The organism is Bacillus sp. AF62 (assembly GCF_050312695.1).
Taxonomy (GTDB): domain Bacteria; phylum Bacillota; class Bacilli; order Bacillales; family Bacillaceae_G; genus Bacillus_A; species Bacillus_A cereus.
Genome location: NZ_JBNPJZ010000001.1, coordinates 1 through 14750, shown reverse-complemented (window position 1 = coordinate 14750; position 14750 = coordinate 1). Strand labels below are relative to the sequence as shown.

The window sequence follows — 14750 nt, the reverse complement described above, 5'->3', positions numbered from 1 at the left end:
ATAAAAATTGACGTTTCACGTTGTTTGTTTCGTTTAGTTTTCAAAGTTCAATATCGCGTTTCAGCGACTTTTATAATTTAACATTTCTCATTAAATCTGTCAACAACTTTTTTCTTTCGTTCCTGACGACGCTTATTAATTTACCATATTAATCATTTAATAGTCAACACTTTTTAAAAAAATGCCAAAATAATTTTATCTTGGCATGATATAAAGCTTAATAATCACTAATGCCGCCACACCTGGTAGGCCTAATAAACTCGTTATTGCCGCTGTACCCATGTTAATTGGGATATGAAAATCAAAATATGTCCCTACAACATTTACGATAAAAAGCAATGCTATGCCTAGAGTAACATGAAAAATCACCTTTCCTATAAAACGTAATGGCTTAGAGGCAACACCAAAAACAAGAAAAATAAACACTAAAGTAAGAATGCCAACAATAATAATTGTAGAATTCATTTTTTCCTCCTTATGAATGACCTATACATCTATTTGTATGGGACAAGACAATAAAAAAGAACAGCTATCATAAACGGCATCTCTTTCATATAAAACTAATAAAACAACACCTCAGCATTTAACAAATAAAATAAAAAGGCCTGCTCAGAAAGCAGAACCCTTTACCATTGTTCCATTTTTACAGGACGACGCTTTGCTTCTTTCAACAAGAAGAAATATTTCGCCTCTGCTATTTTCAAAGAACAAATGACATCTTGAGATGGTTCTACACTTTGTTCGACCATTCTCTTCTGACGTAACCACTCATTCTTCACTTTTTCCAAAAGTACAATTAACTTATCATCATACTCTTTACGCAATTTACCCTTTTTTTGAAAGAACATTTTTGTTTCTCCTCTTATACTTCTCTGCGACCTTCTAATGCTTTCGATAGTGTCACTTCATCTGCATATTCTAAATCTCCACCAACTGGCAGACCATGTGCAATACGAGTTACTTTAATGCCTGTAGGTTTTAAGAGGCGGGAGATATACATCGCTGTAGCTTCCCCTTCAATATTAGGGTTTGTTGCTAATATTACTTCTTGTACCGTTTCATCATGTAGTCGCTTTAAGAGTTGCGGGATATTAATGTCTTCCGGTCCAATTCCCTCCATAGGAGAAATCGCACCACGTAACACATGATATACACCTTGATACTCTTTCATTTTTTCCATCGCGATTACATCTTTCGGTTCTTGCACGACACAAACAACTGATTGATCTCGATGCGAATCATTACAAATATAACAAGGATCACGATCAGTAATATGTCCACATACAGAACAATACGCTAAATCTCGCTTCGCATTTACAAGTGCTTTCGCAAAACCTAACACATCATCTTCTTTCATATCTAATACGAAAAATGCCAATCGAACCGCTGTTTTCGGTCCGATACCTGGCAACTTCATAAAACTATCGATTAGTTTTGATATTGGTTCTGGATAATGCATGTATCAATATCCTCCTAGAACATTCCACCTGGTAAGTTTAAGCCTTTGGTAAATTTACCCATCGTAGAGTTTGATAGCTCATCAGCCTTTTTAAGTGCATCATTTGTTGCAGCTAACACTAAGTCTTGTAACATTTCGATATCCTCTGGATCTACAACCTCTTCTTTAATCTCCACTTCAAGAATTTGCTTGTGACCATTTGCAATAACTGTAATCATTCCGCCGCCAGCTGTACCTTCAACTGTTTTTTCACCAAGCTCTTCTTGTGCTTTCGCCATGTCTTTTTGCATCTTTTGCATTTGTTTCATCATGTTATTCATATTTCCCATTCCGCCACGCATCATAATTAATTCCTCCTAATTATTATTACTCTTTTATTTCAATGAGTTCTTGTCCTACTAATTTCACTGCCTCTTCTATAAGAGGGTCTTCCTTTTTCTCCGGGCTTTCTTCAGACTCTCCACCTTCACGTTGTAAAAAGTCTTCACGGATTTTACCCCATTCACTTTTTGGAATGGCAATCATATTTAACCTTTTACTTAGCAATTCAAATAAAGCTTGTTCTACTGTATCCATAGCTTCTCGATTTTCGCTCGCCATCTTACAGTGAATCTCATATTGAAATGCTAAAACGTAAGTGTCATCTGAAGCTGCCACTGGTTCGCTATTTTCTAGTAGAACAGCAAACGCTACTTTGTTATATGATTTGAGTCTTCCTAACAACTCACCCCATACAGCTTTTAATTGTTCTAAATCTTGACGCTTCGCTTGTTTTAATACTTCATTTACACGCCCGACAGGAATCTTCATACTTCCTGTTCGTACGGGTTTTGGTGTTGCACGCGTCTCTCTTACTTCCTGTTGTACACCAGCTGGCACACCGTTCTTTTTGACTTGCTCTAACTCTTTCTCCAATTGCTGCATCCTGTTCATAATTGCTTGCAAACGATCAGTCCCGTTTGCTTGCATCATAAACTGTTGACACAATTGCACCATAACAACTTCTAAGAAAATACGCGGATGATTTGTCCACTTCATTTCCTGTTGTCCCTTACTAAGGGTATGAATAATCTCATAGATCACTTCCGGTTGCATTTCTTCACTCAACTTACGGAATTGATCATCTACAATTACTCGTTCCAACATATGTTCTAGTTGCGGTGAAGTTTGATATAAAAGCATATCACGATAATAGTAAATGAAATCCTCCATAAAACGAACTGGATCCTTCCCTTTACTCATCATTTCATCTATGATCTGTAATGCTCTTGATACATCATTTTCACGTATGCATTCTACTAAATTGCCTAAGTATTGCTGAGAAACAGATCCTGTTACGGCCAATACATCTTCTGTCGTAACAATCTCATCACTATAAGATATAGCCTGATCAATAAGACTAAGCGCGTCACGCATACCACCTTCAGCAGCACGGGCAACAATTTGTAATGCTTCATCTTCCACTTGCGTACCTTCGTTTGTCACAACCGTTGATAATCTCTCAACAATATCATTCACTGATATTTTTCGGAATTCAAAACGCTGACAACGCGAAATAATTGTAGGCGGGATCTTATGAGGTTCTGTTGTCGCCAAAATAAAGATAACATGTCCTGGCGGCTCTTCTAAGGTTTTTAAAAGCGCATTGAATGCACCCATAGAAAGCATGTGAACTTCATCAATAATGTATACTTTATATTCTACAGCACTTGGAGCATATTTTACTTTATCTCTAATATCTCGAATTTCATCTACACCGTTATTTGAAGCCGCATCAATTTCTAATACATCTGAAATGGATCCTTGTGTAATTCCTAAACAAGAAGGACATTCATTACAAGGTTCAGCTACCGGAGCATGTTCACAGTTAATTGCTTTTGCAAATACCTTTGCAATTGTCGTTTTTCCTGTTCCCCTAGGACCAGAAAATAAATAAGCATGTGAAACTTTCTCTTGAAGAAGGGCATTTTGCAACGTTTTTGTCACGTGCTTTTGACCGACTACATCTTCGAACTTTTGCGGTCTCCATGTTCGGTATAACGCTTGGTATGACACGAAAATACGGCCTCCCTCAAAGGTTATTATCTCATTTATTATAACCCATTCTGTTTATAGATTCCAAAAGTTATTTTCTATACAAAAAACTCACCTTTGTATTAAGGTGAGTTTTGTATACATATATAACTGCCGTGCACCCTCCGTCGATTACGTACCATAAGCGTTACTCAAGCAGTTAGCTCGGTTCAGGCACTCCTGCGGCACACGAGAAGACCCGCTTATTGCTGCTTCCTTCCGGACCTGACAAGGTTCACGGGGTCCCGTTGCGCAGGACCCAAACGTCAACACCACTTACTTAAGGCAGACCTTACAGCAACATAACCTCGAGAGGGGATTCGGCCTCGCTAGAGCGGATTGCGAGTATAGGGCACCGCTACCTCCCCGCTTAGCACGGCAAAGTTAAAACCAATATTCGGTTGCCTTCATTAAAGGCATTATCAGTATAACTTGTTTCTTTATAAAATGCAAATACGTTAGTTCCCAGTATTTTTCTCTAATTTTTTTATCGCTTTTCTTTTTTTACGAAGCTCTCTAAAAAAGTTTGTTAACAACGTACCGCATTCTTCCTCTAATACACCAGATACTACTTCACATTGATGATTGAAGCGTTCATCTGTTAAAAGATTCATTAATGTCCCTGCACACCCGCCCTTCGGATCACTTGCACCATATACAACTCGCTTCACTCGTGATAAAACAATTCCACCCGCACACATTGGACAAGGTTCTAATGTTACATACAATGTTGCATCTTCTAAACGCCATGTCCCTAATTTTTTACACGCCTCATCTATCGCTAGCAACTCAGCATGAGCTATTGATCTTTGCTCAGTTTCCCTTAAATTATGGGCAACACTAATTACCTCACCATCTAACACTATAACTGCTCCAATTGGCACTTCCTGTATTTCCTCTGCCTTTTTGGCTTCTTCTATCGCTAATTGCATAAAATAAATATCTTGATCTTGTTCCATAACATAGTCCTTTCATTACAAATAAAGTACACTTATTTCCATTTACTACACAGGGGATAACTTTTATATATTCAATCCACCCTAAAAGAAAAAAGAGAGGGGATTACATATGAAAAATACCGCCTTGCTCATTATCGATATGATTAATGACTTTCAATTTTCCCACGGACCCATTCTAGCTCAAAAATGTGAGACTATCACAAACCCTATTTTACAATTAAAGAAAAAAATGAAATCCTTCGGCTATCCTATAATTTACGTTAATGACCATTATCAACTTTGGAGATCTGATATCGACCAACTTATTACTCATTGCACAAATAAATATAGCGAAAATATAATCCATAAGATTGCTCCAAATTCTGATGATTACATTTTTATTAAACCACATTATTCCGCTTTTTATGAAACACCTTTAAATTCATTACTAGGTTATTTAAAAATAGAAAATCTAATATTAACAGGAGTTTCCGGAAATATATGTATCCTATTTACAGCTAATGATGCCCATATGAGAAATTATACATTGTATGTACCACAGGATTGTATCGCCTCTAACAACGACCAAGATAATATACATGCTTTAAAAATAATGGAAACTACATTGAAAGCAAATATAACATCGTCATCCAAAATAAAATTTAATTAATACATATATCTATTTTCTAACTTTTTATATCAAATTAACCCGCTCGCTTCCCTCTTGTGCTACAATAATTCTGTTTTGTGTTTTTAGTAGTCACGGTAAATCACTGATTGAAAGGAGGAAACAGCGTGACCGGAGTACCCTTTATCACGGTTGAAGGACCAATTGGTGTTGGAAAAACTTCACTTGCGAAGGAAATTTCAACTCACATGCAACTCCACTTACTAAAAGAGATTGTTGATGAAAATCCCTTTTTAGGAAAGTTCTATGAAGACATCGACGAATGGAGTTTTCAAACAGAGATGTTCTTTCTTTGTAATAGATACAAACAATTAGAAGATATTAACATAAAGTATTTGAATCAAAGGAAACCAGTAGTAGCGGATTACCATATCTTTAAAAATTTAATTTTTGCATCCCGCACATTAAAAGACTCTCAATATGACAAGTACATGCAAATTTATCGTATCCTTACACAAGATATGCCTGTGCCAAACGTCATTGTTTATTTAACAGCTAGCCTAGAAACATTGCAAAAACGAATCGCCATGCGCGGAAGAGAATTTGAAAAAAACATGGATCCAAATTACTTACTACAGCTCACAAAAGATTATGAAACAGCAATGGATGCTTTTAAAAAAGATCATCCGGAAATACCAGTATTGAAATTTAATGGAGACGATATGGATTTTGTAAAAAATCCTGATGATTTAAACGTCATCCTATCTGCCCTTCAAAATACTCTCTTAAAGGAGTCGAAATAATAATGAATTTAAGGCAAAAATATGATATACCCAATGACGCAGTAATCACTATCGCCGGAACGGTAGGTGTGGGTAAATCAACTATGACAACTGCATTAGCTAATGCTTTAGGTTATCGCACATCATTTGAAAAAGTAGATTCCAATCCATACTTGGACAAGTTCTATGCGGACTTCACTCGCTGGAGCTTCCACCTACAAGTGTACTTTTTAGCAGAACGATTTAAGGAACAAAAAAGAATTTTTGAATACGGTGGCGGTTTTGTTCAAGATCGTTCTATTTACGAAGACACTGGAATTTTCGCAAAGATGCATCATGAAAAAGGTACGATGACGGAAACTGATTATGAAACATACAAAGGGTTATTTGACGCTATGGTCATGACTCCTTACTTCCCTCATCCAGACTTATTAATTTACTTAGAAGGTTCTTTCGATGATATTGTCGATCGTATTCAAGAACGCGGACGCCCAATGGAACAGCAAACGCCAATTGAGTACTGGAAAGAAATGCATGGACGTTATGAAAACTGGATTAACAACTTTAATTCATGCCCTGTATTACGCTTAAATATTAATGAGTACGATGTTTTAAAAGATGGGGATTCAATCGAACCAATCATTAAAAAAATTGGCCATTTTTTAAAACAAACACGTAAACTTGTAAAATAAAAAACCCGTGCATATGCACGGGTTTTCCTATTAAATTACTTCTTCTTTGTTGGAGCAATAATTTCACTCTCAGGTTTTCCTGCGTTAATACGCTGACGAACAGTACTTGTACTAATATCGTATGCTTCAGCAATCTCTTTAACAGTCATTTCTTTCCCATTAATTACTGCCGTTAATACTTTACCTGTACGTTTTGGAGCCGCTTCTTTCTTTACAGCTGCTTTTTTAACTTGTTTTGGCACCTCTACTTTATTTGTAGCTGGTTTTACATCACAAGTACAACCACAAAGTTTACGGAATGTATCATCACTAATAATGCGTGATACGTTTGCACCACTGTTTAAAATTCTATTGTTCTTACAGACAGGACATTGTACATAATATAAAGTTTTTCCATCTAAAGGAAACGTTTGTATAATAAGATCCATGTTGACTCCTTTCATATCTATGAAGATAATCATCGGAATATGAGTGTGTAATAAGGACAAAATTACCTTACACCATACTTTATGATTGGTTTTAAAATAAAAACTCGTTACGTGTTGGTAACGAGTTCTCCAATCTCCACTTATATGCGCTGTTGTCAATTATATCTGGAGGAGGTAGAGGGATTCGAACCCCCGCGCGACTCTCGCCGCCTGTCGGTTTTCAAGACCGATCCCTTCAGCCAGACTTGGGTATACCTCCATATTGACATCAAATATAATATCAAAAGAAAAACAGTTAGTCAACCCTACTAAAATAAATTATGAGGAAAGGAAAATTTTACTTTCCCCTTCCTACATTACAGTACTGACAACGCTCATAATTACCAATCACTCATACCGATGAATGTTTAAATTTACTTAATAACTGTTTTTCCTCCCATATAAGGGCGAAGAACTTCTGGAATTATAATTGTACCATCTTCTTGTTGGTAGTTCTCTAAAATAGCTGCAACCGTACGTCCAATTGCAAGACCAGATCCATTTAATGTATGGACATGTTCTGGTTTTCCATTTGGCTCACGGCGGAAACGGATATTTGCACGTCTCGCTTGGAAAGCTTCAAAATTACTACAAGAAGAAATTTCACGATATGTGCCATAGCTTGGAATCCATACTTCAATATCGTATTTCTTCGCTGCTGTAAATCCTAAATCGCCTGTGCACATGCTCATAACGCGATATGGCAACTCTAATAATTGTAACACGCGTTCTGCATCATTTGTTAATTTTTCTAACTCTTCATAAGAATCTTCTGGTTTTACGAACTTCACAAGCTCTACTTTATTGAACTGATGCTGGCGAATTAAACCGCGTGTATCGCGACCAGCTGAACCTGCTTCAGAGCGGAAGCAAGAGCTAAATGCAGCATATCTTATAGGCAATTGCTCTTTATTTAAAATCTCATCACGATGCATATTCGTTACAGGTACTTCAGCTGTTGGAATTAAGAAATAATCTTCACTTTCAATACGGAATGCATCTTCTTCAAACTTTGGAAGTTGTCCTGTTCCTGTCATACTTGCACGGTTTACCATATATGGAGGTAATACTTCTTCATATCCATGCTCATCAGTATGAAGATCAAGCATAAAGCTAATTAAAGCACGCTCTAATCTTGCACCAGCACCTTTGTAAAATACGAAGCGGCTTCCTGTTACTTTCCCAGCGCGTTCAAAATCTAAAATTCCTAAATCAGTAGCAAGATCCCAATGTGGTTTTGGTTCAAAAGTAAATTCTTTTACTTCTCCCCAAGTACGCGCTACTACATTATCATCCTCTGTTTCACCGACTGGAGCAGACTCATGAGGGATATTTGGAATAGATAACATTAATCTTTCTAAGTCTTCTTCAACTGTGCGAAGTTCGTTATCAAAATCCTTTACTTTTTCTCCAACCTCACGCATTTCTAAAATTAGAGCTTCTGCATCTTTCTTTTCGCGCTTTAATACAGAGATTTGTTGAGACACTTCATTACGTTTACTTTTTAATTCTTCTGTCTGAACAAGTAGTTCTCTTCTTCTCGTATCAAGTTCTTCAAAACGTCCGAAATCAGTTAAATCTTCACCTCTATGCTGTAATTTCGCTTTTACTTCTTCAAAGTTTGTACGTAAAAATTTAATATCAAGCATTATATACTCCTCCTTTTATTTTATAAAACACAAAAAACTCCCGTCCCTATATAAAGGGACGGGAGTTAACCCGCGTTGCCACCCTAGTTGAAAGCATTACCACTTTCCTCTCAAGTAGAAATAACGGCTCTTCACCGGGAATGCTTACTAATCCAAAAGATGTTCCACATTCCATTCCAGGATGGATTCACAAACTGTTTCTATCGATTTCCACCAACCATCGACTCTCTATAAGAAACAACATTTGTTACTATTTCCTATCAACACGCTTATTTTATAAAATTGTTACCATCAATTTACTATAATCTTATACAAGTTGCAAGTTACTTATACAACTTTTTTCATTTTCGCTTCTTTTACCATTTCAACAAAGTATGCTGTTACACGATGATCATCTGTTAATTCCGGATGGAATGAAGCAGCTAAAAACTGACCTTGTCTTACCGCTACCATTCGATCACCATGCTTAGAAAGCACTTCAACATTATCAGCTACTTCTACAACATACGGCGCACGGATAAATACACCAACGAAGTCTTCACCCACGCCTTCAATTGAAAGCGCAGCTTCAAAACTATCCTTTTGGCGTCCGAACGCATTGCGCTCAACTGTAATATCCATAGCACCAATATGTGATTCTTCATAGCCAATAAGTGTTTTCGCAAGAAGAATCATCCCTGCACATGTACCAAACATTGGTTTACCAGACTTTGCAAATGTGCGAAGTGGTTCCATGAAAGCATACTTATCAATAAGACGGCGCATTGTTGTACTTTCACCGCCTGGTAAAATAAGACCATCAATCTCTTCAAGTTGCTCTATACGCTTTACAACAACAGCTTCTGCACCACTTGCTTCAACTGATTTTACATGTTCACGAACTGCACCTTGAAGACCTAGTACACCGATTTTCACCATTTTAAAGTTCTCCTTTAATTACCATCCACGCTCTTGCATGCGTTGTTCTGGTAATAACGTTGAAATTTCGATACCCTTCATTGCATTACCTAATCCCTTAGAAAGACTTGCAATTAGTTCGTAATCTTCATAATGAGTCGTTGCTTCAACAATCGCACGTGCAAATCTCTCTGGGTTTTCTGATTTGAAGATACCAGATCCAACAAATACCCCATCAGCACCAAGTTGCATCATTAATGCAGCATCTGCTGGCGTTGCTATACCACCTGCCGCAAAGTTTACAACTGGTAAGCGACCAAGACGTTTAATTTCAAGTAATACTTCGTAAGGAGCACCAGTATTTTTTGCATATGTCATTAACTCATCTTCACGTAGACTCGCAACTTGGCGGATTTCTGCATTGACTTGGCGCATATGACGCACTGCCTCTACAATGTTTCCTGTTCCTGGTTCACCTTTTGTACGAAGCATAGATGCACCTTCTGCAATACGACGTGCAGCTTCTCCGATATCACGGCAACCACATACAAATGGAACTGTGTAATCACGTTTATTTAAATGGTATACTTCATCAGCAGGAGTTAATACTTCACTCTCATCGATATAGTCTACCCCTAATGATTCTAATACACGTGCTTCTACAAGGTGACCGATACGGCATTTTGCCATAACCGGAATTGACACTGCACCCATAACTTCTTCAACGATTGTTGGGTCTGCCATACGAGAAACGCCACCTGCTGCACGAATGTCTGCTGGTACACGCTCTAATGCCATAACGGCAACTGCGCCTGCCTCTTCTGCAATTTTTGCTTGTTCAGCGTTAATTACGTCCATAATAACGCCGCCTTTTTGCATTTCTGCCATTCCACGTTTTACACGCTCTGTCCCTGTTACATTTGTCATGTACAAAAACCCCCCTAGGTGAATTGCTTTCCCCCGTTAAAGGCGAAAATTAAGAATACTCTTACATTCTACCACTAACTATCAGATGCTTGTCTACTACTTTTTCATAAAGTCGGTATGAAAAATAGGAATAAAAAAAAAGCCCCTACCATGAGGAGCTTCTAAAACCAACCTTTTACTGTATCAACAGCACTATTCCACATACCACTAAAGAATGAACCAATTCCGCGCATAGCACGAGTAAACCAGTTTGCTTCTTCTACTTCAGATGTTGTTACAAGATCCACTTGCAACGACTTACCAGTTAAAAATCCAGGGTCGTTTGTATCTTTTGGCGTAATTACCATTTGACCAAGCGCAGCTCCCTTTTTAATAGGTGCTTCTTGTCCCTTACTTGATTCTTTTAATTCTGTTTTATAAACATCTTTACTTCCTTTTGGCACTGGAAGTGAAATAGCTTGTTTCGTTTGAACTGCTATATCTTTATCTTTCGCATTTTCTACTCTTACTGTTTCTTGTCCTTTTACTGAAGAACCTTTTTTATACATTTGTTTCACTTCAAAGTTAGCAAATCCATAATCATATAGCTTCTTTGTTTCATCAAAACGTGCTGTATGAGAACTTGTTTTAATAACTACAGAAATAAAACGCATACCGTTTCTTTCAACCGTACCAGTGAAGCAATCTCCTGCTTCTGGAGTTGAGCCTGTTTTCAGACCATCTACGCCATCATATTCTTTAACTAAGCCCTTTAACATCCAGTTCCAGTTTGACATTGCAAACTTCTCTTTTTCTGGACGGAATTCTTTTTTAGGAATTTTTGCTGTATCTAACACTTTTGGATAATCTTTAATTAAATGTTGTGCTAAAGTTGCAACATCCTTTGCAGACATTTTATTTTCTTCATCTGCTGTTGTTCCTTCAGGGTGCATTCCCTTTAAATCTTTATTCGTTAAACCTGTAGAATTGACAAATTTATAATTTTTCAACCCTAGTTCTTTCGATTTATCATTCATCATTTTTACGAAATCTACTTCTTTACCTGCAATTGCTTCTGCTAATGCAATTGTTGCACCATTTGCAGAAAAGATTGCCATTGCCTCATATAACTCTTTTACTGTATAAGAGCCACCATTTTCTAATGCAACATTTGATAATGAAGCATCTTGTGAAACTTTATATGCATATTCAGAAACCTTAATTTTCTGATCCCACTTAAGTTTTCCTTTATCCACTGCTTCGTGAACTAAATATTCACTCATCATCTTTGTCATACTAGCAATGGATAATAATTCATCTGCATTCTTTTGATATAAAATTTTCCCAGAATTCGCTTCTACTAAAATTGCCGCGCCTGCTTCAATGTTTAAAGCGGCTCCTGTTTCAGCTGATGCATTGCTATATGGCATAAAAATGCTACAAGCTAGTGTAAGCACTGTTACCAAAGCAATGAATCTTTTGCAAAACATACCTTTCACTTTTGCTACCCCCAATATCTATGTACTCACATAACCGTTATTCTAACATAATCAAAAAAAAATAGACAGAGATATCAAATCTCTGTCTATTTGTATATAAGACATTATAATGAGTAGTTTGGAGCCTCTTTTGTAATTTGTACGTGATGAGGATGACTTTCACGTAAGCCTGCACCTGACATACGAATGAATTGTGCATTTTCGCGTAAGAATTCTAAATCCTGTGCTCCGCAATATCCCATACCTGCACGTAAGCCACCAACTAATTGGTGAACTGTATCTGCTAAAGGTCCTTTATATGGTACTCGTCCTTCAATACCTTCTGGGACAAGTTTTTTATTTCCTTCTTGGAAGTAACGATCTTTACTTCCTTTTTCCATCGCACCGACAGAACCCATACCACGATACACTTTAAATTGACGACCTTGATAAATTTCAGTTTCTCCAGGACTTTCGGCAACACCAGCAAACATACTACCTAGCATAACAACATGTGCTCCTGCTGCTAAAGCTTTAACCATATCACCAGAGTACTTAACACCGCCATCAGCAATAACTGGAATACCGTGTTTACGAGCTTCGGTTGCACAATCATAAACTGCTGTTAGTTGTGGTACACCAACACCAGCTACAACACGTGTTGTACAAATAGAACCTGGTCCAATACCAACTTTAACTACGTTTGCACCAGCTTCAATTAATGCTTTCGTTGCTTCAGCTGTAGCAACATTTCCAGCGATAATATTTAATGATGGATATTTAGCACGAACTTCTTTTACCTTATCAATAACGCCTTTAGAATGCCCATGAGCTGTATCAAGTACAATTGCATCTACACTAGCTTTTACTAATGCATCGATACGAAGCATAGCATCAGCTGTTACACCAACTGCCGCTCCAACTAATAAGCGTCCTTGCTTATCTTTAGCAGAGTTTGGGAATTCAATTACTTTTTCAATATCTTTTATTGTAATCAGCCCTTGTAATACACCGTTATTATCAACAAGAGGGAGTTTTTCAATTTTATACTTTTGTAGGATCTTTTCAGCTTCTTCCAGTGTAGTACCAACTGGAGCTGTAATTAATTGTTCTTTTGTCATTACGTCAGAAATTTTGATTGAGTAGTCTTGGATGAAGCGCATATCACGGTTTGTAATAATACCAACTAATTTTCGCTCATCTAAATTATTTACAACCGGTACACCTGAGATACGATATTTTCCCATAAGATGTTCTGCATCATATACTTGATGTTCTGGAGTTAAGAAGAAAGGATCTGAAATAACGCCGCTTTCAGAGCGCTTTACTTTATCAACTTGCTCTGCTTGTTGCTCAATAGACATATTCTTATGAATAATTCCTAAACCACCTTGGCGAGCCATTGCAATAGCCATGTCAGCTTCTGTTACTGTATCCATTCCTGCACTAATTAACGGGATGTTTAGCTGTAAGCTTTCAGATAAAACTGTTTTAACACTTACTTCTCTTGGTAATATATCTGACCTAGCTGGTACAAGTAATACATCATCAAAAGTCAAACCTTCTTTAACAAATTTAGATTCCCACATAATTGTTCCCCCTATGATACCAGAAATTATTATTAGTAGCTTATCAATTGGTTAAAATACTGTCAAGGACGTATATATATGTTAGAATTTTTAGACAATAAAAGGAGCGTAATATATGCATCAAACATCTTGCACTTGGCAGCAGTTAAGTTTCTTTTTTTCATCTCAAAACGTACAACGTTATCTTGCCCGTTGTTATGAAAAATCCTCTATTCAGGATGCCGAAAAAAAAAGTTTTGAAAATTGTTATCCCTTTATTTATTACTTAGAACACGGGAAAAATTATTATGAATTATATAAGACAGCTCCATTTTCCATTCAACCAATGTTGTTATTTTATGGAATTAGCCAACTTTTTAAAGCATGTCTACTAACCATTGATCCTAACTATCCTGAATCCACTACTGTTTTAGCTCATGGCGTTACAACTCGCAAACGAAAAAAACAAGGGTATCAATTTTTAGAAGATGAGGTGAAGGTACAAAAAAACGGATTGTTTACTCATGTTGCAGAACAACTGTTTCACATGAAACACTTAGAAGCAGAAAAATTTAACATGTTAGAACTAATGGGAAATATTCCAGAATTACAAAATTTGTTCCGCTATAGTCAAAAAGGATCAACTTTATATAAAATCGAGTCAACAATTAAAAATGAGCTCTCCTTTTCAGTCAACCTACTAGATCGATTACATATGACTAAAGAGAGATTTTCTCGCTACATTGAAACATCTTGTAAGCATTTATCAATGCAACATGTACCTGAGAAAACTAATGAATCGAATTTACTTTTTACGGCGCCAATTCAATCATGGAATCCTATGTACAGTACTCCTTTATACTATGAATATCTTACTAATACTTATTATTTACCACTTACAACTGATCCTAGAAATCCTAAAACAGTATTACCCGAACTCCTCGTTCATTATTTATTGCTCTATAATTTAAGCATGATTTCTAGGTATGAAACAGATTGGTGGTATGACTTACTTGGAAGCTACGGCTCTGAAGATTATCCATTTATTTATCAATTTCTTAATATTTCTGCTCAAAAAATCCCTTACTATATTTCATCATTTTTACTAACAGAACCTAACCTATTTCATGGGAAATAAAAAAAACACAAGTCAAAAGACTTGTGTTTTTAGTTGCTTGGCGACGTCCTACTCTCACAGGGACAAGGTCCCAAC

16 protein-coding genes, 1 tRNA gene, 1 other RNA gene and 1 other annotated feature are annotated in these 14750 nt (G+C 36.8%); of the genes, 4 read left to right on the top strand and 14 right to left on the bottom strand.

The window, feature by feature from the left end:
• Positions 1–195: 195 nt before the first annotated feature.
• The 7 genes from ACQRBL_RS00090 to tadA form a co-directional block, all read right to left on the bottom strand.
• Complete coding sequence (locus tag ACQRBL_RS00090) at positions 196–465, bottom strand: pro-sigmaK processing inhibitor BofA family protein (protein ID WP_001089273.1); 270 nt, start codon at positions 463–465, stop codon at positions 196–198.
• Between the two features lie 161 nt (positions 466–626).
• Positions 627–848: a YaaL family protein gene (locus ACQRBL_RS00085; RefSeq protein WP_000466019.1), complete on the bottom strand. Its 222-nt coding sequence runs from the start codon at positions 846–848 to the stop codon at positions 627–629.
• A 14-nt stretch (positions 849–862) separates the two neighbouring features.
• Positions 863–1459 (bottom strand): recombination protein RecR, encoded by a 597-nt coding sequence (recR, locus tag ACQRBL_RS00080; RefSeq protein WP_000559169.1) that lies wholly within the window; start codon positions 1457–1459, stop codon positions 863–865.
• A 14-nt stretch (positions 1460–1473) separates the two neighbouring features.
• Positions 1474–1800: a YbaB/EbfC family nucleoid-associated protein gene (locus ACQRBL_RS00075; RefSeq protein WP_411996691.1), complete on the bottom strand. Its 327-nt coding sequence runs from the start codon at positions 1798–1800 to the stop codon at positions 1474–1476.
• Positions 1801–1825: 25 nt separating this feature from the next.
• The gene (dnaX, locus tag ACQRBL_RS00070; RefSeq protein ID WP_000121561.1) at positions 1826–3514 is read right to left on the bottom strand and encodes a DNA polymerase III subunit gamma/tau; all 1689 of its coding nucleotides are present in this window, start codon (positions 3512–3514) and stop codon (positions 1826–1828) included.
• Positions 3515–3646: 132 nt separating this feature from the next.
• Positions 3647–3911: signal recognition particle sRNA large type (gene ffs / locus ACQRBL_RS00065), an RNA gene on the bottom strand.
• Positions 3912–3990: 79 nt separating this feature from the next.
• Complete coding sequence (tadA, locus tag ACQRBL_RS00060; RefSeq protein WP_000434330.1) at positions 3991–4491, bottom strand: tRNA adenosine(34) deaminase TadA; 501 nt, start codon at positions 4489–4491, stop codon at positions 3991–3993.
• 109 nt (positions 4492–4600) lie between these two features.
• Here tadA and ACQRBL_RS00055 point away from each other — a divergent pair, with 109 nt between their 5' ends.
• The 3 genes from ACQRBL_RS00055 to ACQRBL_RS00045 all read left to right on the top strand — a co-directional run bounded on the left by ACQRBL_RS00055 (position 4601) and on the right by ACQRBL_RS00045 (position 6572).
• A complete protein-coding gene (locus tag ACQRBL_RS00055; protein ID WP_411996690.1) occupies positions 4601–5140 on the top strand; it encodes an isochorismatase family cysteine hydrolase in 540 nt (179 codons plus the stop codon).
• Between the two features lie 125 nt (positions 5141–5265).
• Positions 5266–5901: a deoxynucleoside kinase gene (locus ACQRBL_RS00050; protein WP_000148218.1), complete on the top strand. Its 636-nt coding sequence runs from the start codon at positions 5266–5268 to the stop codon at positions 5899–5901.
• Positions 5902–5903: 2 nt separating this feature from the next.
• Complete coding sequence (locus ACQRBL_RS00045; RefSeq protein WP_023520809.1) at positions 5904–6572, top strand: deoxynucleoside kinase; 669 nt, start codon at positions 5904–5906, stop codon at positions 6570–6572.
• A gap of 35 nt (positions 6573–6607) precedes the next feature.
• Here ACQRBL_RS00045 and ACQRBL_RS00040 read toward each other — a convergent pair whose 3' ends face one another.
• From ACQRBL_RS00040 to guaB, 7 genes are all read right to left on the bottom strand, one after another.
• Positions 6608–7000, bottom strand: coding sequence for a DUF3797 domain-containing protein (locus tag ACQRBL_RS00040; RefSeq protein ID WP_000364192.1), 393 nt, complete (start codon positions 6998–7000; stop codon positions 6608–6610).
• Between the two features lie 166 nt (positions 7001–7166).
• Positions 7167–7259, bottom strand: a tRNA-Ser gene (locus tag ACQRBL_RS00035).
• Positions 7260–7413: 154 nt separating this feature from the next.
• Entirely contained in the window at positions 7414–8688 is a 1275-nt protein-coding gene (serS, locus tag ACQRBL_RS00030; protein WP_000884174.1) for a serine--tRNA ligase, read from the bottom strand.
• 51 nt (positions 8689–8739) lie between these two features.
• Positions 8740–8961, bottom strand: a binding site (T-box leader).
• A gap of 54 nt (positions 8962–9015) precedes the next feature.
• Complete coding sequence (pdxT, locus tag ACQRBL_RS00025; protein ID WP_023520807.1) at positions 9016–9606, bottom strand: pyridoxal 5'-phosphate synthase glutaminase subunit PdxT; 591 nt, start codon at positions 9604–9606, stop codon at positions 9016–9018.
• Between the two features lie 18 nt (positions 9607–9624).
• Entirely contained in the window at positions 9625–10512 is an 888-nt protein-coding gene (gene pdxS / locus ACQRBL_RS00020) for a pyridoxal 5'-phosphate synthase lyase subunit PdxS (protein ID WP_000186154.1), read from the bottom strand.
• Positions 10513–10673: 161 nt separating this feature from the next.
• Positions 10674–11981, bottom strand: coding sequence for a D-alanyl-D-alanine carboxypeptidase DacA (dacA, locus tag ACQRBL_RS00015; RefSeq protein WP_140157256.1), 1308 nt, complete (start codon positions 11979–11981; stop codon positions 10674–10676).
• 113 nt (positions 11982–12094) lie between these two features.
• The gene (guaB, locus tag ACQRBL_RS00010) at positions 12095–13558 is read right to left on the bottom strand and encodes an IMP dehydrogenase (RefSeq protein ID WP_000264089.1); all 1464 of its coding nucleotides are present in this window, start codon (positions 13556–13558) and stop codon (positions 12095–12097) included.
• A gap of 115 nt (positions 13559–13673) precedes the next feature.
• On the opposite strand from guaB, the gene ACQRBL_RS00005 reads away from it, so the two are divergent.
• Positions 13674–14675 (top strand): YaaC family protein, encoded by a 1002-nt coding sequence (locus tag ACQRBL_RS00005; protein ID WP_078994976.1) that lies wholly within the window; start codon positions 13674–13676, stop codon positions 14673–14675.
• Positions 14676–14750: the final 75 nt, after the last annotated feature.

What these genes read in the sequence shown, in the direction of transcription:
- recR (WP_000559169.1), bottom strand. Translation starts at nt 1,459, where the DNA reads ATGCATTATCCAGAACCAATATCAAAACTAATCGATAGTTTTATGAAG.
- tadA (WP_000434330.1), bottom strand. Translation starts at nt 4,491, where the DNA reads ATGGAACAAGATCAAGATATTTATTTTATGCAATTAGCGATAGAAGAA.
- pdxS (WP_000186154.1), bottom strand. Translation starts at nt 10,512, where the DNA reads ATGACAAATGTAACAGGGACAGAGCGTGTAAAACGTGGAATGGCAGAA.
- serS (WP_000884174.1), bottom strand. Translation starts at nt 8,688, where the DNA reads ATGCTTGATATTAAATTTTTACGTACAAACTTTGAAGAAGTAAAAGCG.
- ACQRBL_RS00005 (WP_078994976.1), top strand. Translation starts at nt 13,674, where the DNA reads ATGCATCAAACATCTTGCACTTGGCAGCAGTTAAGTTTCTTTTTTTCA.
- guaB (WP_000264089.1), bottom strand. Translation starts at nt 13,558, where the DNA reads ATGTGGGAATCTAAATTTGTTAAAGAAGGTTTGACTTTTGATGATGTA.
- ACQRBL_RS00055 (WP_411996690.1), top strand. Translation starts at nt 4,601, where the DNA reads ATGAAAAATACCGCCTTGCTCATTATCGATATGATTAATGACTTTCAA.
- ACQRBL_RS00090 (WP_001089273.1), bottom strand. Translation starts at nt 465, where the DNA reads ATGAATTCTACAATTATTATTGTTGGCATTCTTACTTTAGTGTTTATT.
- ACQRBL_RS00045 (WP_023520809.1), top strand. Translation starts at nt 5,904, where the DNA reads ATGAATTTAAGGCAAAAATATGATATACCCAATGACGCAGTAATCACT.
- ACQRBL_RS00085 (WP_000466019.1), bottom strand. Translation starts at nt 848, where the DNA reads ATGTTCTTTCAAAAAAAGGGTAAATTGCGTAAAGAGTATGATGATAAG.
- pdxT (WP_023520807.1), bottom strand. Translation starts at nt 9,606, where the DNA reads ATGGTGAAAATCGGTGTACTAGGTCTTCAAGGTGCAGTTCGTGAACAT.
- ACQRBL_RS00040 (WP_000364192.1), bottom strand. Translation starts at nt 7,000, where the DNA reads ATGGATCTTATTATACAAACGTTTCCTTTAGATGGAAAAACTTTATAT.
- dacA (WP_140157256.1), bottom strand. Translation starts at nt 11,981, where the DNA reads ATGTTTTGCAAAAGATTCATTGCTTTGGTAACAGTGCTTACACTAGCT.
- ACQRBL_RS00075 (WP_411996691.1), bottom strand. Translation starts at nt 1,800, where the DNA reads ATGCGTGGCGGAATGGGAAATATGAATAACATGATGAAACAAATGCAA.